The 21,477-nt window shown below is 59.0% G+C and carries 22 protein-coding genes; 10 read left to right on the forward strand and 12 right to left on the reverse strand.

Going from position 1 to position 21,477, the window contains the following annotated elements:
- Positions 1–10: 10 nt before the first annotated feature.
- A complete protein-coding gene (locus tag NA647_RS10520) occupies positions 11–412 on the forward strand; it encodes a YbaN family protein (RefSeq protein WP_256057635.1) in 402 nt (133 codons plus the stop codon).
- A 24-nt stretch (positions 413–436) separates the two neighbouring features.
- Here NA647_RS10520 and NA647_RS10525 read toward each other — a convergent pair whose 3' ends face one another.
- Positions 437–1,027, reverse strand: a complete 591-nt coding sequence (locus tag NA647_RS10525) for a tRNA-uridine aminocarboxypropyltransferase (protein WP_256057636.1) — start codon at positions 1,025–1,027, stop codon at positions 437–439.
- Positions 1,028–1,124: 97 nt separating this feature from the next.
- On the opposite strand from NA647_RS10525, the gene NA647_RS10530 reads away from it, so the two are divergent.
- The gene (locus NA647_RS10530) at positions 1,125–1,796 is read left to right on the forward strand and encodes a glutathione S-transferase (RefSeq protein ID WP_256057637.1); all 672 of its coding nucleotides are present in this window, start codon (positions 1,125–1,127) and stop codon (positions 1,794–1,796) included.
- A 21-nt stretch (positions 1,797–1,817) separates the two neighbouring features.
- Here NA647_RS10530 and NA647_RS19650 read toward each other — a convergent pair whose 3' ends face one another.
- From NA647_RS19650 to cysK, 3 genes are all read right to left on the reverse strand, one after another.
- On the reverse strand, positions 1,818–1,943 hold the full coding sequence (locus tag NA647_RS19650; protein WP_305955868.1) for a PA1414 family protein: 126 nt from the start codon (positions 1,941–1,943) through the stop codon (positions 1,818–1,820).
- Between the two features lie 178 nt (positions 1,944–2,121).
- A complete protein-coding gene (gene aceK, locus NA647_RS10535; RefSeq protein ID WP_256057638.1) occupies positions 2,122–3,846 on the reverse strand; it encodes a bifunctional isocitrate dehydrogenase kinase/phosphatase in 1,725 nt (574 codons plus the stop codon).
- Between the two features lie 111 nt (positions 3,847–3,957).
- Entirely contained in the window at positions 3,958–4,932 is a 975-nt protein-coding gene (cysK, locus tag NA647_RS10540; RefSeq protein ID WP_256057639.1) for a cysteine synthase A, read from the reverse strand.
- 141 nt (positions 4,933–5,073) lie between these two features.
- Here cysK and NA647_RS10545 point away from each other — a divergent pair, with 141 nt between their 5' ends.
- The 5 genes from NA647_RS10545 (at position 5,074) to NA647_RS10565 (ending at position 9,389) form a co-directional block, all read left to right on the forward strand.
- On the forward strand, positions 5,074–6,150 hold the full coding sequence (locus NA647_RS10545) for a DUF748 domain-containing protein (RefSeq protein ID WP_256057640.1): 1,077 nt from the start codon (positions 5,074–5,076) through the stop codon (positions 6,148–6,150).
- 142 nt (positions 6,151–6,292) lie between these two features.
- A complete protein-coding gene (locus tag NA647_RS10550) occupies positions 6,293–7,138 on the forward strand; it encodes an AAA family ATPase (protein ID WP_021208613.1) in 846 nt (281 codons plus the stop codon).
- A gap of 51 nt (positions 7,139–7,189) precedes the next feature.
- Complete coding sequence (locus tag NA647_RS10555; RefSeq protein ID WP_256057641.1) at positions 7,190–7,588, forward strand: GFA family protein; 399 nt, start codon at positions 7,190–7,192, stop codon at positions 7,586–7,588.
- A 50-nt stretch (positions 7,589–7,638) separates the two neighbouring features.
- A complete protein-coding gene (locus NA647_RS10560; protein WP_256057642.1) occupies positions 7,639–8,817 on the forward strand; it encodes a vWA domain-containing protein in 1,179 nt (392 codons plus the stop codon).
- A gap of 29 nt (positions 8,818–8,846) precedes the next feature.
- A complete protein-coding gene (locus NA647_RS10565; protein WP_256057643.1) occupies positions 8,847–9,389 on the forward strand; it encodes a hypothetical protein in 543 nt (180 codons plus the stop codon).
- On the opposite strand, the gene NA647_RS10570 is transcribed toward NA647_RS10565, so the two are convergent.
- From NA647_RS10570 to NA647_RS10580, 3 genes are read right to left on the reverse strand one after another with little or no spacing between them, the layout of a single operon-like run.
- Complete coding sequence (locus tag NA647_RS10570) at positions 9,371–9,889, reverse strand: DUF2937 family protein (protein WP_256057644.1); 519 nt, start codon at positions 9,887–9,889, stop codon at positions 9,371–9,373. The genes NA647_RS10565 and NA647_RS10570 overlap by 19 nt on opposite strands.
- A complete protein-coding gene (locus tag NA647_RS10575; protein ID WP_256057645.1) occupies positions 9,883–10,665 on the reverse strand; it encodes a class II glutamine amidotransferase in 783 nt (260 codons plus the stop codon). Before NA647_RS10575 ends, NA647_RS10570 begins: the two co-directional genes overlap by 7 nt.
- Positions 10,666–10,707: 42 nt before the next feature.
- Complete coding sequence (locus tag NA647_RS10580; protein ID WP_256057646.1) at positions 10,708–11,172, reverse strand: MFS transporter; 465 nt, start codon at positions 11,170–11,172, stop codon at positions 10,708–10,710.
- Positions 11,173–11,385: 213 nt separating this feature from the next.
- Between NA647_RS10580 and NA647_RS10585 the strand changes: the two genes are divergently transcribed.
- On the forward strand, positions 11,386–11,826 hold the full coding sequence (locus tag NA647_RS10585; RefSeq protein ID WP_256057647.1) for a universal stress protein: 441 nt from the start codon (positions 11,386–11,388) through the stop codon (positions 11,824–11,826).
- A gap of 34 nt (positions 11,827–11,860) precedes the next feature.
- Here NA647_RS10585 and NA647_RS10590 read toward each other — a convergent pair whose 3' ends face one another.
- Positions 11,861–12,553, reverse strand: coding sequence for a DUF6901 family protein (locus NA647_RS10590; RefSeq protein ID WP_256057648.1), 693 nt, complete (start codon positions 12,551–12,553; stop codon positions 11,861–11,863).
- 86 nt (positions 12,554–12,639) lie between these two features.
- Positions 12,640–14,544 carry an ATP-binding cassette domain-containing protein gene (locus NA647_RS10595; RefSeq protein WP_256057649.1) on the reverse strand — a complete coding sequence of 635 codons (1,905 nt, stop codon included), beginning with the start codon at positions 14,542–14,544 and terminating at the stop codon, positions 12,640–12,642.
- A gap of 281 nt (positions 14,545–14,825) precedes the next feature.
- Between NA647_RS10595 and NA647_RS10600 the strand changes: the two genes are divergently transcribed.
- Complete coding sequence (locus tag NA647_RS10600; protein WP_256057650.1) at positions 14,826–16,754, forward strand: transglycosylase SLT domain-containing protein; 1,929 nt, start codon at positions 14,826–14,828, stop codon at positions 16,752–16,754.
- A gap of 87 nt (positions 16,755–16,841) precedes the next feature.
- On the opposite strand, the gene NA647_RS10605 is transcribed toward NA647_RS10600, so the two are convergent.
- The 3 genes from NA647_RS10605 to yegS form a co-directional block, all read right to left on the reverse strand.
- Positions 16,842–17,630 carry an MOSC domain-containing protein gene (locus NA647_RS10605; RefSeq protein WP_256057651.1) on the reverse strand — a complete coding sequence of 263 codons (789 nt, stop codon included), beginning with the start codon at positions 17,628–17,630 and terminating at the stop codon, positions 16,842–16,844.
- A gap of 26 nt (positions 17,631–17,656) precedes the next feature.
- Positions 17,657–18,589, reverse strand: coding sequence for a chemotaxis protein CheV (locus NA647_RS10610; RefSeq protein WP_256057652.1), 933 nt, complete (start codon positions 18,587–18,589; stop codon positions 17,657–17,659).
- A 112-nt stretch (positions 18,590–18,701) separates the two neighbouring features.
- Positions 18,702–19,631, reverse strand: coding sequence for a lipid kinase YegS (gene yegS / locus NA647_RS10615; RefSeq protein WP_256057653.1), 930 nt, complete (start codon positions 19,629–19,631; stop codon positions 18,702–18,704).
- A gap of 373 nt (positions 19,632–20,004) precedes the next feature.
- Here yegS and NA647_RS10620 point away from each other — a divergent pair, with 373 nt between their 5' ends.
- Positions 20,005–21,441, forward strand: coding sequence for an undecaprenyl-phosphate glucose phosphotransferase (locus tag NA647_RS10620; protein WP_256050044.1), 1,437 nt, complete (start codon positions 20,005–20,007; stop codon positions 21,439–21,441).
- Positions 21,442–21,477: the final 36 nt, after the last annotated feature.

A 21,477-nucleotide genomic window follows, 5' to 3' on the forward strand; every position in this document is an offset into this window, starting at 1 on the left:
GGATAGCCTCTTGGCCCATCGCGATATCCCGACGTATCGCAACCCGGTAGCGCGTTACGCGCTGCTGGTGGTGGGCTGGATATGCGTTGGTCTGGGAGTCATCGGTATCTTCCTACCGGTTCTGCCTACTACTCCTTTCCTGCTACTCGCCGCTGCCTGCTTCGTACGCAGCTCGCAACGTTTCTACGTTTGGCTGGTGATGCATCCAAGGCTCGGCCCGTGGTTTCGGGATTATCTGGAAGGCAACGGCATCCCGCTCAAGGGCAAAGTCTATGCGATCACCAGCATGTGGCTCAGCATCGGCGTGTCCTGTTGGCTGGTGCCGCTACTCTGGGCTCGGATCGGCATGCTGATCAGTGCGACCCTGGTAACACTTTATATCCTTCAATTGAAAACTCGTCCGCCGCGCTAAGGCACCGCGTCTTTACTGGCCGCCTCAACGGTGACCGCCATGATTGCGCTGAAAAACTTCCGCGCCCATGGCATCGATCTGAGTCTCGATCAGTGCCTCGAACGGCCTCAGCAACGCATCAAACCGCCCTGCGCCTTCCAGAGCATTCAAGGCGACCACGATTGCTTCGAGCGTGGACAATGCACCGGGCATCCGAGCCTTGCGCAGTCGATAGCGGGACATCAGCCCCTCGGGAAGCGCCACACGCGGTAGGCTGGCAAGCGCTGGGTTGAGATGGAGCAACTTGCGAGCCTTGCGCCAAGTGCCATCCGGAACGACGAGCCGCAACGACTTGTCCTCCGCCGCCAATTTCGTGAGCGGAACGGCGTGGTCCCCCGGGAACAGCAGATAGCTTTCTCGACTATCGCTCGCTGGCAGATCATCGAACCGCTCTCCCACTCGCAGTTCGGCGCTCGTCAGCCCCAACGCAGCGAGGCGTGCCGTATTCAAGGCATGCTCGGTTTCGCTGGGGTGCTGCAGGATTAGCACCTCGGTCTCGCTGACGAGCGAGGGGATCAGGGCGCAGAGGCATTGCTTTAATGGACGTTGGCAACGCGGGCAGCGCGGACGAGGCATGGCTTCTCCTTCAGGGGCGCGAAGTCTGCCATATCGTATCAAGCTGTAAAGGTGGACTAAGCTAGTCACCGTCACTGGACCGGACGAGGCAGCGCAGATGCTCACATTGCACCACTTGGACAATTCCCGCTCCCAACGCGTGCTCTGGCTTCTGGAAGAGCTCCAGCTTCCTTACGAAATTAAGCGCTATGCTCGAAACCCACAGACGATGTTGGCCCCTGCTGAGCTGAAACAGGTGCACCCGCTCGGCAAGTCACCGGTCATCACTGAGGGTGAGCTAACGCTGGCCGAGTCGGCCGCAATTTTGGAATACCTGATCGATCGATACGGCGATGGTCGCCTGGTTCCAGCAGCGAATTCGCCAGATTACCGTCGTTTTCGCTACTGGATGCACTACGCCGAAGGTTCGGCGATGCCGCCGCTACTGCTCAAGCTTGTGTTCGACCGGATTTCCGCGGGACCCATGCCATTTTTCATTCGGCCCGTGGCACGAGCCATCGCCAAAGGCGCCCACAAGGCATTCATCGGCCCTCAGCTGAAGCTTCATCTGGACTATATGGAAAGCGAGCTAGGCAAAAGCCCATGGTTCGCGGGAGAGGAATTCAGCGTCGCGGATATTCAGATGAGCTTTCCCTTAGAAGCCGCGCGAGCTCGCGCTGGGCTGGATGCCAGCTATCCGAGGCTGAGCGCTTTTCTGCAACGGATACATGACCGCCCCGCTTACCAGCGAGCCGTAGAACGGGGAGGCCCAGTCATGCCCGGGCGCTGAAGGCAACCCGAGCAAACTAAATCAGCGCTTTGGCGCCTTTGACGTGCACCGCTGGGAGCGAACCGGTATTGGTTGCAGGCGAGGCGGCTCAATGAAGCCAAGCGCCACAGCCAGATTCCAGCACACACGATTGAGCCATGCTTTCATGTTTGAACCCTCCTGCTTCGTTACGGGTCTTGGTGGAGCCGTGGGGCTTCGTCGTCAGCATAACCCATGAAGTGCGCCGCCGCCTGCGACAGATGTTGCAGATCATTCCGCCGCGGTGCTTTCGTCCGGCTCTATAAAATGCGACCTGCCGTGTCTGCAAGCGTTCACCTCGCGGCTCTTACTGAACGGCTCGTTCCTTGCGTCTGTATGGAAAAACATCAATGACCTTGCCGTCGCTTATCGCGCGTTGCAAACCCATCCAATAATCGGCGTCATACAGCTCGCCATGCAATTTAGCGAACAATCGACGCTGCTTGATATCAGCGAAGAGAAAACGCGGAAACTCCTCAGGAAACACGTCGTTCGGTCCCACCGAATACCAAGGCTCAGATGCCATTTCATCTTCTGGATAGCGGGGCTCGGGGATGTAGCGAAAATTTACCTCGGTGAGAAAGCAGATCTCGTCATAGTCGTAGAACACCACACGACCATGACGGGTCACGCCAAAGTTCTTCAGCAACATGTCACCGGGGAATATGTTGGCAGCAGCGAGTTGCTTGATGGCCAGCCCGTAGTCCTCCAGCGCCTCCTTCACCTGCTGCTCGCTGGCGCTTTCGACGTATATGTTCAGGGGCGTCATCCGTCGCTCCGTCCAGCAGTGACGCACCAGCACGGTATCGCCCTGGACCTCGACCGTAGAAGGAGCGACTTCTAGTAGCTCTGCCAGGCATTCCGGGTCGAATTTCGATATTGGAAAACGGAAGTCGGCGAACTCTTGGGTATCCGCCATACGCCCTACCCGGTCGACGTTTTTCACCAGCCGATACTTTTCGATAACCGTGGCGCGGCTGACATTCTTCGTGTGCGAAAACCGGTCTTTGATGATCTTGAATACGGTATTGAAACCCGGCAGCGTGAATACGCTCATCACCATGCCGCGCACCCCAGGCGCCATGATGAAACGGTCGTCCGTAACGGTCAGATGGTTGATCAGTGCACGATAGAACTCCGACTTCCCGTGCTTGTAAAAGCCGATCGACGTATAGAGTTCCGCGATGTGCTTGCCCGGCATGATGCGTTTGAGAAAACCGATGAACTCCGCCGGAATCGGCACTTCGACCATGAAATACGAACGCGTGAATGAAAAGATGATTGAGACTTCCGCCTCGTCGATGATCAGCGCATCGGCGACTATGCCGGCCCCCTCGGGATGCAGCAGCGGGATGACCAGAGGCCATTGCTCGTCGCGCGTGAAAACTCGTCCGACCAAGTACGCGCCTTTGTTGCGATACAGCGCCGAGGAAAAGACTTCAACTGCAAGATCGGGATCCTTGCATACCCAGTCCGGCAACGACTCCTGCAGTTGTGCCTCGAGCCGCCGCAGGTCGCCATCGAGATCGTCATAGGGCACGGCGAAAGCAAAATCAGCGAGGATCTGCGCCAACACTCCGTGTAGATCGCCGGCCGGCTGATAGCGACGGGTCTGGGCCATCCGCTCCTGGGCCCGATCCGTTGGCCGGGTCGAATGGATGAACATGGTGCTGTCGCTGATGCAATCGTGACTGAACAACACGCAGAAAATCGAGTTGTACCAGGTTTCGGACAACTCATCGTCGAAGCGCGGGTTGATCAGTACGATGTAATCACTCTTGACCTGGGGCCAACGCTCCACATCCAGCAGTACGCCTTCGGCGAACCTAGACCGTAAGTCCTTCCCGGTTTCGCCGACCTTCTGCTCGTAAAGAGCGATGCGTGCCGCCGAGGCGCGCTGGGCGTCCTGCCACTGGGCCTGCTCGAAGCGAGCCCGAGCGCCGGTCGTGATCATTCGGAAGTGCTCACGGTAATCATCGAAGCCCAGCAGAATCTGCCGCGCAATCTCAGCATCCGGCGATTTCGGCATCATTACGATTTGTCCCTGCAGCGGTGAGAACCCGAGCTTATCCAGCGGCTGTTTGCATTGGTTGAGCTGAGAGCTGGCGCGCCGAACGCAGCAAAGGGTCCGGCGCGACCACGCTTACTGTTGCAGTTCCTGCTCACCGAATATATCGGCGAACAACATGGTGGACAGGTAGCGCTCACCGGAGTCCGGCATGATGACGACGATATTCTTGCCCTGCATTTCCGGCTTCTCTGCCAGACGAACCGCCGCAGCCATCGCCGCGCCGCAAGATATGCCGCAAAGGATGCCCTCCTCACGCATCAAACGCAGCGCCATCGCCTTAGCCTCTTCGTCACCGATCTGCTCGACATGATCGACGACCGATAGATCAAGATTTTTCGGCACGAAGCCAGCACCGATGCCTTGAATCTTGTGCGGGCTGGGTTTGACCTCCTCTCCGGCGAGCGTCTGGCTGATCACCGGGGAACTGATGGGTTCGACCGCCACGCTGAGGATCTTCTTACCCTTGGTGTTCTTGATGTAGCGCGAAACCCCTGTGATGGTGCCACCCGTACCGACGCCGGAAACTAGGACGTCGATATTGCCTTCGGTGTCATTCCAGATTTCCGGCCCGGTGGTTTTTTCATGGATTTCCGGGTTTGCTGGGTTCTCGAACTGCTGCGGCAGGAAGTACTGCTCGGGATTCGATGCAGCGATTTCCATCGCCTTCTCGATGGCCCCCTTCATGCCCTTCGCCGGCTCGGTGAGCACGAGCTCCGCACCGAGCGCCTTCAAAACCTTACGCCGCTCCAGACTCATCGATGCCGGCATGGTCAAAACCAACTTGTAGCCCCGCGCCGCCGCTACGAACGCCAGGCCAATCCCCGTGTTTCCGGAAGTCGGTTCGACGATCGTCATGCCTGGCTTGAGGCGACCCGTTTTCTCGGCATCCCAGATCATGGCAGCACCGATCCGGCATTTGACCGAATGAGCGGGGTTACGGCCTTCGAGCTTGGCCATGATGGTGACGCCCTTCGGTCCCAGGCGGTTGACCATGACCAATGGGGTATTTCCGATGGTCTGCGCGTTGTCAGCAAAGATGCGGCTCATGACAGTGTCCCTGCGAGTGAAAAACCAGACTCATGAGCCTAAGCCCAGTCTCATGGCTCGTCCAGCCGAACTCACCGCTGCATGCAAAGGTCCACCCACAAGTGTGCAATCCATGATGAACCCGACCGAACCAGGCCTATCATGAAAAAACGCTACCGCTTCCCTATGTGGGTCCTCCTGTCGCTCATTCTGCTTCTGCTGGTCGTTCACCTCGCGTTGCCGCACCTGGTGCTCAATTACCTGAACGGCAAGCTGGCGGATATGGGCGAGTACCGTGGGCATATCGAAGATGTCGATCTGGCTTGGTGGCGTGGCGCTTATCGAGCCGATGGGCTGCTCATTGAGAAGAAGAACGAGCAAGTCCAAACGCCACTGTTCACCGCACGCTCAATCGATATCGGGGTGAGCTGGAGTGCCCTTTGGAGAGACCGAGCGCTGGTTGGCGAGGTGGTGCTGGAACAACCGCAACTGAACTTCGTCGACGGCGAAGCCGCCGATGACTCGCAAACCGGTGAGGGTGTCGACTGGCGTGACCAGCTAGAAGCGCTGGTGCCGTTCACGCTGAACGAGCTACGCGTCGTCGATGGTCAGCTGTCGTTTCGCAATTTCGACACCGACCCGCAAGTGCACGTCTATGCCAACGCGATCAATGCGAGCCTGTACAACCTGACCAATACGGGCGACCGCGAGCAAGGGCGCGTTGCCACGTTCGAAGGCAAGGCCAAGCTGTTCAATCAGGCCCCGATGGAAGCTACCGCGCACTTCGACCCCTACACCGACTTCGAAGATTTTGACATCGACCTGCGGATGACCGGCCTGGAGCTAACCAAGCTGAACGATTTCAGCAATGCCTACGGAAATTTCGATTTCGCCGCCGGCACTGGTGACCTGGTGATGGAAATCGAGGCCAACGACAGCCAATTGAGCGGCTACGTCAAACCGCTGCTGCGCAATGTGGAAGTCTTTGACTTCGAGCAGGACGTGAAGAACGAAGACAAGGGTTTCTTTCGCGGCATATGGGAAGCCGTGGTCGGCGGCGGGGAGGAAGTGCTGCAGAACCAGCGCAAGGACCAGTTCGCGACGCGAGTCGAGCTTTCCGGCAGTACTCAGAACACCGACGTAAGCCCGTTTCAGGCATTTGTCGCGATCCTGAGAAACGCTTTTGTCGAAGCCTTCACGGCTCGCTTCGAGCGCTCACTCAGCGAAGAGGACGAGTAAAAGCCGAACAGTAGATGAGGCCACGCCCATTCAGTGACTGAATGATCCGCTTGCGTTCACAGTAAAGGGCCCATCCCTTATAGTCGGTCTTTCAACTAAAACATGAAGCGCCTGCGTGCCAGGCCCGCCGAAGGAAACCCCGATGAAGTTCGAAGGCACCCAGTCCTACGTCGCCACCGACGACCTGAAACTTGCCGTCAATGCCGCAATCACGCTGGAGCGCCCTCTTCTGGTCAAAGGCGAGCCAGGCACCGGCAAAACCATGCTCGCCGAGCAATTGGCCGAGTCCTTCGGCGCAAAACTGATCACCTGGCACATCAAGTCCACCACCAAGGCGCATCAGGGCCTTTATGAGTACGACGCGGTCAGCCGCCTGCGCGATTCGCAGCTGGACTCCGACCGAGTGCACGACGTACGCAACTACATCAAGAAGGGCAAGCTGTGGGAGGCCTTCGAATCCGAGCAGCGCGTCATTCTACTGATCGACGAAATCGACAAGGCCGACATCGAGTTTCCCAATGATCTGCTGCAAGAACTCGACAAGATGGAGTTCTACGTCTACGAGACCAACGAAACCATCAAGGCCAAGCAGCGGCCAATCATCATCATCACCTCAAACAACGAAAAGGAGCTACCGGACGCCTTCCTGCGTCGCTGCTTCTTCCACTACATCGCGTTTCCTGATCGTGAAACCCTGCAGAAAATCGTCGACGTGCACTACCCGAACATCAAGAAGGATTTGGTGGCCGAAGCCCTCGATGTGTTCTTCGATGTCCGCAAGGTGCCGGGCTTGAAGAAGAAGCCGTCCACCAGCGAACTGGTCGACTGGCTGAAATTGCTGATGGCCGACAACATCGGCGAAGCCGTGCTGCGCGAACGCGATCCGACCCGCGCGATTCCGCCGCTGGCCGGCGCCCTGGTGAAAAACGAACAGGACGTGCAATTGCTTGAACGTCTGGCGTTCATGAGTCGTCGCGCCAGTCGCTGAACGGCGACGGCTCCAGGCGGAGCCGCCGCGTCACATTACTGGAGAAGAGCCATGCAAACGCATACCGGTAGTTGCCTCTGCGGCGTCGTGCGGTACCGCATCGACGCACCGATCAACGAGCTGACCCACTGCCACTGCAAGATGTGTCGTAAGGCACATGGCGCGGCATTCGCGAGCTACGCGAGCGTGCCGCTGGAGACCTTCCACTTCATGTCCGGCAAGGACCAGCTGGGTGTTTACCACTCTTCCGAACACGTGACGCGGACGTTCTGCATCCGCTGCGGCTCCAACCTGCAATTCGTCGACAATCGCGAGCACGAGGTCGGAATCGCGGCCGGCACACTCGACTCACCATTGCCGGTTCCGCCGCAGGAGCATATCTATGTCGGCTCCAAGGCTGACTGGTACGCGATCCGCGACGGGCTCGCGGAACACGACGAAGATCGCTGACCCATTACAACGCAAGGGTGCCGCCACGACGGCACTCCCTAAGGATTGCCATGCTGCTTGGCCTGTTCAATGAGATGCGTGCCGCAAAGGTGCCGGTATCGGTACGCGAGCTGCTCGATCTGATCAACGCGTTGAAACACAACGTGTTTTTTGCCGATATGGACGAGTTCTACTATTTGTCGAGAGCCATCCTGGTCAAGGATGAGCGCCACTTCGACAAGTTCGACCGTGCCTTTGGCGCCTACTTTAATGGGCTGGAAAATCTTGATCGGCACATCGAGGCGCTGATTCCCGAGGAATGGCTGCGCAAGGAGTTCGAACGCTCGTTGAGCGACGAGGAGCGCGCCAAGATCGAATCGCTCGGCGGGCTGGACAAGCTGATCGAGGAATTCAAGAAGCGCCTGGAGGAGCAGAAGGAAAAGCACTCCGGCGGCAACAAGTGGATCGGTACCGGTGGCACCAGCCCCTTCGGCTCGGGCGGCTACAACCCTGAAGGCATCCGCATCGGTGACGCGGGCAAACGCCAGGGCAAGGCGGTAAAAGTCTGGGATCAGCGCGAGTACAAGAACCTCGACGATCAGGTCGAGCTGGGCACGCGCAATATCAAGGTGGCCTTGCGCCGCCTGCGCAAGTTCGCCCGTCAAGGTGCTCAGGACGAGCTGGATCTGGACGGCACCATCGACCACACCGCCCGAGACGGCGGTCTACTCAACATCCAGATGCGACCGGAACGGCGAAACGCCGTGAAGCTCCTGATCCTGTTTGACATCGGCGGCTCGATGGATGCCCACGTGAAGGTCTGCGAAGAGCTGTTCTCGGCCTGCAAAACTGAGTTCAAGCATCTCGAGTACTTCTACTTCCACAACTTCATCTACGAGTCGGTCTGGAAGAACAACTTCCGCCGCACCTCCGAGCGCACCTCGACGCTTGATCTGCTGCACAAATATGGCGCCGATTACAAAGTCGTGTTCGTCGGCGACGCCGCCATGGCTCCCTATGAAGTCACTCAGCCAGGCGGCAGCGTGGAACATTGGAACGAAGAAGCCGGCTATGTCTGGATGCAGCGCTTCATGGAAAAGTACAAAAAGCTCATCTGGATAAACCCCTATCCGAAGGACACCTGGGGTTATACATCCTCCACCGGCATCATCCGCGACCTGGTCGAAGACCGGATGTATCCGCTGACGTTGAGCGGGCTGGAAGAAGGGATGAAATTCCTTTCGAAGTAACCCCGCCGACCGTTGCAAGGACGCACTAAATGAAAACCGCATGGATGTTCGGCGCAATGGTTGCGCTATCAGCGCTTTCAGCTGTGCCAGATGCCGGTTTTGCGCTGAATTACATCCAGAATGGTTCGCGCTACTCCGCGCTTACAGCCACATCGCCGTTTCATGGATTAATACTGGTACAGCACGGCCTGACATTTGCGCTGAGCAAACTTGCTTTCTCCACCTTCATGCTAGTTTCATGGCTGGCGGCGCTGCGAAAGCCTGCGCCACGGCCATGGCTTCAAATGGCCAATCGAGCTTTCGTCATATGGTTGTTGTTTCAGGTCGGATTGAGCTTGAGCGGGGTTGCGGCGGTACTGCAACAGGTAGCCGGAATTCCAATCGCACCCTTCAGCCTGAGCGGGCTGCATCTGCTATGGAATACTGAGCTACGCTGGCTGATTATGCTTTTCATCGCCCTTCCAATCCTGCAACTGGCGTTAGGCGAATGGGCATGCCGACTAGCCACACGACTTAATGGAGAACGGCCTGAACGAGCCCCAGCCAATGAACTTCAGCGGGTCACCCTCTGACGGCGACGGTGCCGAGGAAACACCGCCTGGCGCAGCAGCACAAAAATGCTTTCGGCAATCCACGCCAGCAGCAACGCACAGCAAAGGCCCCACGCAATTGCCTCAGGCGCCAGCAGAACCTGAAAGCGGTAACTGCTCCAGACCTGGCGCCTCAGATCCTGATCAGCACCTATCGACACATGCCAGGCACGCGCATACCAAGGCCCCTGCATGATTCGCCACTCACGATCAAGCAGTCGTGCGCGCTCGACCAGCGCCGCGACACTGCGCGCATCACTTTGTATAACGGGGTCGGCACTGGCGCGATAATGCTCCACCAGCGCGTTGAGATTGCCTTCGAAGAAACGCCCGGCGGTGTCCTGAAAACCTGCGAGACCTTGCTGAGCCTCGAGCCGGCGAGCCTCAACATGGTTCCCGTATGCGTGGATGAAGCCCGGCACCTGAACCCCGATCAGCAAGCCAAGGGCAAACAGGGTCAATCGCAAATAACTTCTCAGCATCCTTCCACCCGGCCCCGCGCGACGCATTCGCCCAGCCGCCAGAGCGTCCACTCCCCTGGCTGGTGGACATCCCATTGCTCGTTATCGGTCAGCGGCTCGGTTGCCAGCACAGTGACCACGTCGTCCGGTGTGGTCTCGGCAGTGAAATCCACGGTCAGGTCAGCGTCTTTCAGCTGAGCAGGGCCGAAAGGCGCGCGACGGGTGATTTGCGCGAGCTTCGTCGTGCAGAAGCTGAATAACCATTCCCCGTTGCTGAGCAGGCAGTTGAATACGCCCTTGGCACGATAATCGGCGCAGGCTTCGAGCAAGCAAGGCAGCAGATCTTCGGCCGCGACGCGTTCGGAAAAATCGATGCGTATCCGGTTGAGCAGGTCGCAGAACGCCGCTTCGCTATCGGTATCACCGACCGGCTGGTAAAACCCACGTTCCGGGTTGAAATCGGCAAGTTGCCCGTTATGAGCGAAGCACCAATGCTGTCCCCAGAGCTCTCGGACAAAGGGGTGGGTATTGACTAGCGCCACCTTGCCGACATTGGCATGGCGAATATGGCCGATCACCACCTCGCTTTTGATCAGGTAGTGCTGAAGCATCTTTGCCACTTCCGACTCGCAGCTGGCCACCGGGTCCTGAAACAGGCGCAAACCGCGGCCTTCATAGAACGCGATGCCCCAACCGTCCTTATGCGGCCCAGTACGGCCGCCGCGCTGCATCAGCCCGGTAAAGCTGAAATGGATGTCGGTCGGTACGTTGGCGCTCATGCCAAGCAGTTCACACATAGGCCATCTCCGATAGGTCCGCTGCAGGGCGGCGAGGTTCGCTCAGAGTCTGGGCTCGGTCCGCGTCTGATAGCGGTTCGCGGGCCGGTAACCCTCATCGTCTTCGAGGCGCTCGCGCAGAGTGCGAGGATCCTCTTCCTCAGCTGCCGATTCGGCACGGCGCTGTCGCAAGCGACGCTCGATCGGCCAGCGCACAGCGACAAACACCGCATACAACACGAATGCAACCAGCCCGTAGAGCGCCAGATCGGCGACGGCACGCCAGGCGTTGGTTCCCACTTTGAATAAAAGGTCCAGAGCGGTAATGGCGACGGCCGGTGCGAACAGCTCTCTGGCGGGATCGACGATGGTCGGTGTCAGCAATAACACAGCAACGATCAATCTCAGCGGCTCACGCAGCCAGCGCCACATCGAGCGTGTAATACGGAACCACACCAGCAGGCATCCAAACGCGGCAATCCCATAGGCTGCCCAGGCGAGCAAATATTCGTTGGCGAGTAAGAACATGAAAGTCTCTTGTAGGCCGGACGCGCACACCGGCGCTTGACGTCGCGAATGATAACAGCCAAGAGCCCTGCGACTGACATCAAGCGATGTAATGACATGCTGGTCATCATGCATGTAACGCCGTATAACGCTGAAAAACAAAAAGGGTCTGTGGCCACTCAACAGCGAGCCAAGAGGCCATACTTGTCACACGGACATAGCAGGAGAGCCATCATGACCTACCAGCATATTCTGGTCGCCACTGACTTGAACGAAGAATGCCATCCGGTCGTAGCGCGCGCTCAGGCGCTGGCGACAGCCAGCGGTGCGAAATTGGCGCTCGTCCATGTCATCGAACCCATGGCCATGGCGTTCGGCGGCGATGTTCCGATGGATTTGTCGATGCTCCAGCAACAGCAATTCGATCAAGCCCGGGACCGCTTGGCCGGCTTCGCCGACCGGTATCCCGGCCTGACCGCAGAACAACGTCACCTGGCCTATGGTCAGCCCCGCCAGGAAATTCACCGTCTGGCCAAAGAACAAGGCTGCGACCTAGTGGTGGTCGGTAGCCATGGTCGTCATGGTCTGGCGCTATTGCTCGGCTCCACCGCCAACGACATCCTTCATGGAGCACCTTGTGACGTGCTTGCGGTACGGTTGAAGAAGACCGACTAACCCTCTCGACTCCAGCGCCTGAGCCGTTGTCGGCTCAGGCCAGATCGGCACTTTCGCCAGCGCTCATCACCATCGGCCTGATCTTCTTCAGCTGGGTTTCCAGCGAATAGGTCAGGCTGGACGCCATCGAGAAGAAGGTCAGAAAGGCCTTCAGATTCGAATCGCCGTGGCAGGTGTCGTGGATGCGTTGCCAGAACGCTTGGTTGACCAGCTGCAGCTGTTGGAATGACCGCACCAGACCACGCAGCTCCCAGTCCGCATGCCGCCCTTCGCGCAGATTGAAATACTGGCGTGCCAGGTACAGCGAAACCGCGCGCAACACAAATTCCTCATTGCTGGCGAACGGTAGATGCTGATGTGCCATCGGCTTAAGCTTGCCCAGCACCGGGCAGGCGCTGGTCGCCATGATCACGCCGAGCAGCGCCCGCAGCCCCTCCTCCAGCCCTACCAGCTTGTTGTATTCGCGCTCTGGCGTGCGTACCCGCACCTGGGCTTTCTTGACCGCAGGCAAACCCTGAAAATCCTCGACGACACGATGCAGATCCACCGCGGCAGGGCAGTGACTGTAGTTGTCCCGGCTCAACGGACAGTTATTGCACTGCTGATGTTCCAGGCGTGTCCATTTGGGCGCCTGCATCGCTGCCTCGTGATCGTATGCGCGGTCCAGTTCGATCCGATAGCTGAACTCATGCTCTTCATCGAGGACGATGCGGTAATCAATTGCCATCTATGCTCCGTCCATTGCTGACAGATGTCGTTATGTCTTGGATGACAGTCCAGGTCCCGCCATATGCATCGCGTCACGCTGCCCAGTCATTCTTCCAGCTCGGCCCAACGCTCGAGCAACTCGTCGAGCTCCTTCTGCTGCGCCTCAAGGCGGGCTATCGTTTCGCCAGTACGCTCTGAAGTCTGCTGATAGAACGTTGGCTGCGCAATTTCCGCTTGCAACGCAGCGATAGTTTTCTCGACTGCGTCTATTTTTCCGGGCAGTGCCTCCAGTTCGCGCTGCACCTTGTAGCTGAGCTTCTTCTTTGCCGGAGCGGGTTCGGCGACGGGCGCCGCCGCAGGTTTGCTCGGAGGCATTTCGGCCTTCACCTCTTTCGCCTCGGCCACACCAAGCAGCCTGGGCGAGCCGCCCTGACGCAGCCAGTCCTGATAGCCGCCGACATATTCGCGAACGCCCCCGTTACCTTCGAATACCAGCGTGCTGGTGACCACGTTATCGAGAAACGCTCGATCGTGACTGACCATCAGCACCGTGCCCTGGAAGCCGAGCAGGACCTCTTCCAAAAGCTCGAGGGTTTCAACGTCCAGATCGTTGGTCGGCTCGTCGAGTACCAGAAGGTTGGACGGCTTGCTGAACAGCTTGGCCAGCAAGAGACGTGCCCGCTCTCCGCCGGACAACGCCTTTACTGGCGTGCGGGCGCGCTGCGGGCTGAACAGAAAGTCTCCGAGATAGCTCAGCACATGGCGGCTCTGGCCATCGATAGTGATGAAGTCTCGCCCCTCGGCTACGTTGTCGATAACTGTTTTTTCCAACTCAAGTTGGTGACGCAACTGGTCGAAATACGCCACTTCCAGACGCGTTCCAGCTTCGACCGTGCCGCTGGTGGGTTGCAGATCGCCGAGCAACAACTTGAGCAACGTGGTCTTGCCAGTTCCGTTTGCGCCGAGCAAACCGATGCGGTCACCGCGCTGCAGCACCATCGAGAAATCACGAATCAACGGCTCGCCGCCCGGATGGGCGAAGCTTGCGTGCTCTACGACAATGACCTGCTTGCCGGACTTCTCCGCCGCGTCGATCTGAATATTGGCCTTACCCTGATGTTCACGACGCTCACTGCGCTCGGCACGTAATGCCTTGAGCGCTCGCACACGCCCCTCGTTGCGGGTGCGACGCGCCTTGATGCCCTGGCGGATCCAGACCTCTTCCTGAGCAAGCTTCTTATCGAACAGCGCGTTGGCAGTCTCTTCTGCCGCCAGTTGCTGCTCCTTGTGCACCAGGAAGCTGGCGTAGTCGCCGTTCCAGTCGATCATGTGGCCCCGATCCAGCTCCAGGATGCGGGTCGCCAGATTCTGCAGGAACGCACGGTCGTGGGTAATGAACAGCACAGCACCGTTGAAGCCGGTCAAGGCCTCTTCCAGCCAGGCGATTGCGCCAATGTCCAAGTGGTTGGTCGGCTCATCCAGCAATAGCAGATCGGGCTCGGACACCAGCGCCTGGGCCAGCAGAACGCGCCGACGCCAGCCGCCAGACAGCTCGGCCAGGGTCTTGTCGGCCGGCAGTTGCAGACGGCTCAGGGTGCTGTCGACCAGCTGCTGCAGGCGCCAACCGTCCTTCGCTTCGAGCTCCTGCTGAACGTGCATCAGCTTGTCCAGATCGGCTTCGTTCTGGATGTTCTGACTAAGATGGTGATAATCGGCCAGCAGTTGGCCGACACCAGACAGCCCTTCAGCCACCACATCGAACACGGTGCGCTCGTCAGCGAGCGGGAGCTCCTGGGGCAATTCGCCAATCTTCAGACCTGGCGCGCGCCAGATTTCGCCGTCGTCCGGCAACTGGCTACCTTTGACCAGGCTTAACATGCTGGATTTGCCGGTCCCGTTACGGCCGATGATGCAAACCCGCTCACCCCGCGCAATCTGCCAGGACACTCCATCGAGCAATGGATTATTGCCATAGGCGAGGGACACATCGGTCAACTTGAGCAGGGTCATGACTACCTCCGGGAAACAGGGCGCGCATTCTAGCAGAAGGCGCCTGTCACACCGATGCCGCCGAGCATCGAGCCCGCTTGTCGATCACAGCGCCTGTACCGACACTCAACGCGACCTACCGTCACGCTGGGTAGCGATTCAGGGCCGCTTCGCTGGCACGTACGTACGTTCGTCGGAACCTCCTGCTTTGTTTGTTTCAAGAGCTTAATCCGCGTTTAACTGCCCGACCGGGCGAGCTAAGCTAGCTCCAGTTTTTCTCATACCCCGTCTTCGGAAGTCTCATGCGCGGTCGACTCTCCAGTATCTGTTTCTGCCTTCTGTTTACTGCTGCAATCGTCGAAACCTCTGAAGCCGCCAGCCTCCAGCAGCAACGTCAGTACTACGACGAAGCCAAGCGGGCATTGGCCAAGGGCGACAGCGGCCCATATCGACGTCACGCCAGCGCGCTTCGAGACTATCCGCTCGAGCCCTACCTGGCCTATGACGAGCTGACTGCACGGCTCAAGACCGCCAGCAACGACGAAGTGGAAAAGTTTCTCGCAGAACATGGTGACCTGCCGCAAGCCAGCTGGATGAAGCTGCGCTGGCTGCGGTTGCTGGCAGCCCGTGGCGATTGGCGCCCATTCGTTGTGCATTACGATCCAGCGATGAATTTCGCCGAACTTGACTGCCTTTTCGGTCAGTACCAACTGTCCAGCGGCCAGACGAAGCAGGGCTACGAGACGGCCGAACGACTCTGGCTGGTGGGCAAGTCGCAACACAACGCTTGCGACGCGCTGTTCGACCGCTGGCGCGACGGCGGCCAGCTCAGCGAAGACTTGGTCTGGCAGCGCACCAAGCTGGCGGTCGAGAGTGGTAACTACGGCTTGGCCAACTTTCTGGTGAAAAGCCTGCCGACGATGAAAAGCCAAGGCGAGCTGCTGGTCGAGGTCGTGCAGAAGCCGCAGATGCTGGGCCAGACTGATCGGTTCATGTCGCCGAATCAGGCCATGGGCGATATCGTCTCGATCGGCCTGCGTCGGCTGGCGCGCAAAGACCCGGAGAAAGCCCTTGGGCTGCTCGAAAGCTACGCCAGACGCCTTTCGTTTTCGACCAATGAAAAGGTGGCGATTGCACGCCAGATCGGCCTGACTCTGGCCAAGCGCTTCGATGCTCGTGCACTGACGGTGATGGCCGAATACGATCCTGAATTGCGTGACGATACCGTCAGCGAATGGCGGGCCCGGCTCTTATTGCGGTTGGGGCGCTGGGATGATGCCCATGCGCTGATCCAGCGCTTCACTGGGGAACTCGCCAACAGCAACCGCTGGCGCTACTGGAACGCTCGCAGCCTGGATCTGGCACAACCCAATGGCAAACAGGCCATCCCGCTCTACCAGCCGGTCGCCAGCGAGCGCGATTTCTACGGCTTCCTTTCGGCCGACCGTATCCAGGCGCCCTACAAGCTCAACCATCAGCCGCTCGCACTCGATCCGCAGCTGATACAGAAGGTCCGCAATACTGCGGGCATTCGCCGTGCCATGGAATTCCATGCCCGTGGCGAAATCGTCAACGGACGCCGCGAGTGGTATCACGTCAGCCGTCTGTTCAGCCGCGACGAACTGGTTGCTCAAGCACGCTTGGCCTACGACATGGAATGGTATTTCCCGGCCATCCGTACCATCAGCCAGGCGAAATACTGGGACGATTTGGACATCCGCTTTCCCATGGCCTACCGCAGCAGCCTGGTGAATGCGGCGAAGGCACGAGAGATTCATCCAAGCTGGGTATTCGCTATCACGCGTCAGGAAAGCGCGTTCATGGCCGACGCGCGCTCGCACGTCGGTGCCACGGGGCTGATGCAGCTGATGCCGGCCACCGCGAAGGAAACCGCCAGACGCTTCGATATCCCGCTGTCATCGCACCAGCAGGTGCTCAACCCCAACACCAACATCCAGTTGGGAGCGGCCTATCTCAGCCAGATCTATGGCCAGTTCAAGGGTAACCGGGTGCTGGCATCCGCTGCCTACAACGCTGGCCCCGGCCGGGTCCGCCAATGGCTACGGAATGCGGAACATCTGCCGTTCGACGTCTGGGTGGAAAACATTCCGTTCGATGAAACCCGTCAGTACGTGCAAAACGTCCTCACCTATTCGGTGATTTACGGCCAGAAGCTCAACGCACCGCAGCCGCTGGTCGAGTGGCACGAGCGCTACTTCGAAAGTCAGTGACGCTGGCGGCGCCATGGTTTGGCGCCGCTTCGTCAGCGAAGGATGCTTTTAATACTCGCCCGGTCGCGGTCGCGAGCGGCGGCTGGCCTATTCCAGTACCTCTACCGACATACCCACCTGCAGCACACCCCTGCCCTCTGCGATCAGATTCTGGCCGAAGAACACGCCGCCCTCGCCCTTGCGGTAACCAAGCAATGTGGCCAAGGGCTCGCGTGTCGGACTGTGCTCGGCGCTGAGCGGATCGATAGTGGGGATGATGCAGCGTGTGCAAGGTTTGACCACCCGAAACTGCATGTCGCCGATACGGATTCGGCGCCAGCCATCCTCGGCGTAAGGTGCCGCATCGGCGATGACCAGATTCGGCCGAAACCGCGTCGGTTCGAGGGGCTGCCCCACGCGGGCCGAAAGGTCATCGAGTGATCGCTGACCGATCAGCAGAAACGGAAACCCATCGGTGAACGCCGTCCGCTCGCCGGGGTCGATCTGGATGCCTTGCTCGGTGGGCAAATACACCAGCCTGCACGGGCGACCGAGCAGGCGCGTCAGCCATGCCGCAGCGGCGTCACCGGCATCAGGCGCCTGTAAACTTTCGCGCCAGATCAGCACACCTCGCACAGCGCTGTCCGAAGCGGGAACCGCCACCAGTAGATCATTCATGCCGGCGGCGCTCAGGAGCAGCGCCGTTTCGCCCTGCCACCGCGCGCTCAGCAACGCCATCCGAGGCAGTACGCGCTGCGTCAGGAATTTCCCGGTTGCGGCATCGACGACCATCCAGCGTCGGTCGCCGATCAGGCCGAGCGTGTCGCACCCTCCCTCTTCAACCAATTCAGCCGAGCCGGACTTGAGCGGAAAGCGATACAACGCGCAAAGATGCATCGTGGTGCCTCGATCGGATGAGCGGATCAGCGAGTTTCGTCAAGCAACAGACGCTCGCGGATAACGTCCACCAGTTTCTCCGGCTGGAACTTGGAAAGGAAGTTGTCGCACCCGACTTTCTGCACCATCGCCAGGTTGAAGCTGCCTGAAAGCGAGGTATGCAGCACTACATGCAGATCACGTAGGCGCGGGTCGTTACGGATTTCGGTGGTGAGCCGGTAGCCGTCCATCTCCGGCATTTCCGCATCGGTAAACACCATCAGCAGACGATCGGTGAGCACTTCCCCCGCATCTGCCCAGGCTTTGAGCTTGTTCAAGCCCTTCATGCCGTCGCTGGCAGTATGTACGGTGATGCCAAGCTGAGTCAGCGTCTCACGCAGCTGCGCCAGCGCCACGGTCGAATCGTCGACACAGAGCACTTCACGGCCCCGGGCGCGCTCGAGCAGCGGATCGGCCAAGCGCTCCGGTGAAATGCTGGTGTTGTAGGGGACGATCTCGGCAAGCACCTTTTCCACATCGATAACTTCGACCAGTCGATCATCGACCTTGGTGATAGCCGTCAGGTAATGCTGACGCCCGGCCGTGGTAGGCGGTGGCAATACTTCTTCCCAGTTGAGGTTGAGAATGCGCTCCACGCCGCCGACTAAAAAAGCCTGAATCGAGCGGTTGTACTCGGTCACGATGATAGTGCTGCGCTCATCCGGTACCAACGGACGCAGGCCTATGGCACGCGACAGATCGATCACCGGCAACGTCTGCCCGCGCAAGTTGACGACGCCGCATACGGAACCGTGGCGATGCGGCATGAGCGTCATCTTCGGCAGCTGTACGACCTCCTGCACCTTGAACACGTTGATAGCGAACTGCTGACGGCCGGAAAGCCGAAACATGAGAATTTCCAGACGATTCTGCCCCACCAGACGGGTGCGTTGATCGACTGACTCGAGAATGCCGGCCATTGCAGGCTCCTTGCTTGATAAGGGTTAGGAGGCTATCGGCAGCAAGTTTCCGCGCTTTATCTGTATTTGTCGCCATCCCGACGGTTAGTCTGCCCCTGCCGGTACGGCGCTGTCAGGTGGCCTCGTTATCGTTTCGGAGCAACGGCTCCTCGCGCAGCAGCGGACTATCCGCTGGAAGATGCAGACGCAGCGCCTGACGCCTGACCGTGAAGTGCATGCGTTCCGCCGTGAAGGGTTCGCCATCGAGGTTGATGGCAATCTCATTCGGCCCCTCGACTTCGAGCCAGGGCACACGGGCGGTTACCGAAACGGTGTCGATTCCTAGCAGCCCGCCACTCAACAGCGTACCCAGGGTACCCACCGTATCGGCAGGCGCCGGAACGATACAGATATCCAGCAAGCCGTCATCAATAGACGCCTGCGGACAGAGCTGTTGTCCTCCGCCGGACTGACGCCCGTTACCGATGCCTAGCGCGAGGAAGTCGCCTTCCCAGGCAAAGCCGGGCCCAACGAAGCGCCCCCATGCAGCATGCAGTTCATTGAAACGCGATAGGCCGGTCAGCAGATAGGCGCCGCCGCCCAGCACCCTTTTCAACTCTTCCGAGGTGCTTGCGGTCACCTTGGATCCGAAACCACCGGTCGCCATGTTGATGAAAGGGATACCGTTCATCTCGCCGACATCTATCGGCACCGGATTACGATCGAGCAATGTCAGCGCGTCGAACGGTGCAAGTGGAATCTCGGCGGCTTGGGCAAAGTCATTGGCAGTCCCGAGCGGGAGTACGCCCATGCTCGCATCGGAACCACTATCGAGCAGTGCCTGTGCCACTTCACGCACCGTGCCGTCGCCCCCGCCGGCGATCACCGTTCGATAACCAGCGGCGAGGGCTTCGCGCACCAGCCGAGCCGAGTCGCCGGCTTCCCAAGTCACCCGCACAGCCAACTCTTTTCCAAGCTCACGCCATTCCTTGACAGCCGCACGCACCTGCTCGTTGAGTCCTTGCTTGCCGTGAAGTACGAGCAGCGCCTTGGGTTCATTCATGCTTTCGCTTCCAGATCGGTAACCGCAGATAAGACACGTGGCAGAAGTGGAAAGTTGTGACGCAGCAAGAATCGATATGGGCTTAAGCCGAATCGGAAAAAGTGATGACCATCGGTCAGAAGCAACCGAGAAAAATCATCTAGAGCGGATGCTTTAGCAAGGTTTTTTCTTACTAATCAGATAATTACCACACCAATTTAATCCTTGGCGCTTCCTTGGCAGTTTGTACCCGTTTGATGAACTCATTTCTTTGGAGGCGGTCCGAGCAGGTGTCCAGGTGAAGGTTGCGATAGCGGCCTGCCATCAGAACCGCGGATCGCGGCTATCAAAACGAGTATTGAGAGCTAGCAATAGCCGAAGGAAGGAGCCTTGTATGCGCTTACAGTCCGTTGGGACCCTTGAATACGCCCACCCCAGTTTCGTCGATTACTTCCTTGCCAGCGTTCGCCTGATCCACGGGCTCACCGCTGTGTTGCCGGGCGTTCTGCTGCTGCTTTTTCTACCGCTCGACCTACCGGCGGGTGGTGGCACCTTCAGCACCTTCCTGATGTTCTTCGGCGTGATCAGCGTGGTTATCTTTCAATCGGTTGGCATCTACAGCGAGGAAGTGTTCAGCACCCTGCTCCGCTTCCGTACCATGCTGGTCGCCTGGGCCGCTGCGTTCAGCCTGCTGATCTTCATGCACCAGGGGCTGGGCATGTTCAGCTATCTGGAAGCCAAGCACCTGACGTTCTGGTTCGTCACCAGCATCATCCTGTTCGGCGCAGAGCGCCTGATGATGCTCGCACTGTTTCGCCGCCTGATGGCCAAGGGCGTTTATCTGCAGAATGCAGTGATTCTCGGCGGTACCGATAACGGCGTGCGCGTTGCCGAGTATCTTGCTCATCACCGCGACATCCGCACCGGCGTGCTCGGCTTCATCGATGACCGCCTGGAGCGCTTGCCCAAGACGCTCGCCGACCTGCCGCTACTGGGCAATACGCGTGATCTGGAGCAGATGATTCGCGAGGAAAAAGTCACTCAGGTGCTGGTCGCTCTACCCTGGTTCGCCGACAGCCGCATCGGTCAGGTGATCAACGAGCTGCGCAAGCTGCCGGTCAACGTGCTGCTGGTGCCCGACATGGTCGCCTTCCGCCATGCCAACAAGCGCATCACCGAAGTCGGCGGCCTGCCGACACTGATCGCCTCCGACTTGCCGCTGCGTGGCTGGTCGCCAATGTTCAAGCGCATCGAAGACATCATCCTCTCCAGCCTGGCCCTACTGGCCGCAGCGCCTGTAATGTTGCTGCTAGCGCTGGCGATCAAGCTGGACTCGCCCGGCCCGGTGCTGTTCAAACAAAAGCGCTACGGCTACAACAATCGTCTGATCGAAGTGTTCAAGTTCCGCTCGATGTACCACGCCAAATCGGACGCTAACGCCGAACGCCAGACGACGCGTAACGACGATCGCATCACTCGTGTGGGCCGCTTCATTCGCAAGACCAGCCTCGACGAACTGCCACAGCTGCTGAACGTGTTCCTGGGCAGCATGTCCATGGTCGGCCCGCGCCCGCACGCAACCGCAACCAAGGCCGCCGGCGTGCTGTTCGAAGATGCCGTCTCGGAATATTCGGCTCGCCATCGCGTCAAGCCTGGTATCACTGGCTGGGCGCAGATCAATGGCTATCGCGGCGAGACCGACACGCTCGAAAAGATTGAAAAACGCGTTGAATTCGACCTGGATTACATCGAACGCTGGTCGGTCTGGTTCGACATTTACATCCTCGCTCGGACCATTCCCGCTCTGCTGTTCAACAAGGACGTTTACTGACTGCGCGCGGCAGTACAGCCCATCACGGCAATCAGC

Source organism: Stutzerimonas stutzeri (assembly GCF_024448985.1).
Lineage (GTDB): Bacteria > Pseudomonadota > Gammaproteobacteria > Pseudomonadales > Pseudomonadaceae > Stutzerimonas > Stutzerimonas stutzeri_AP.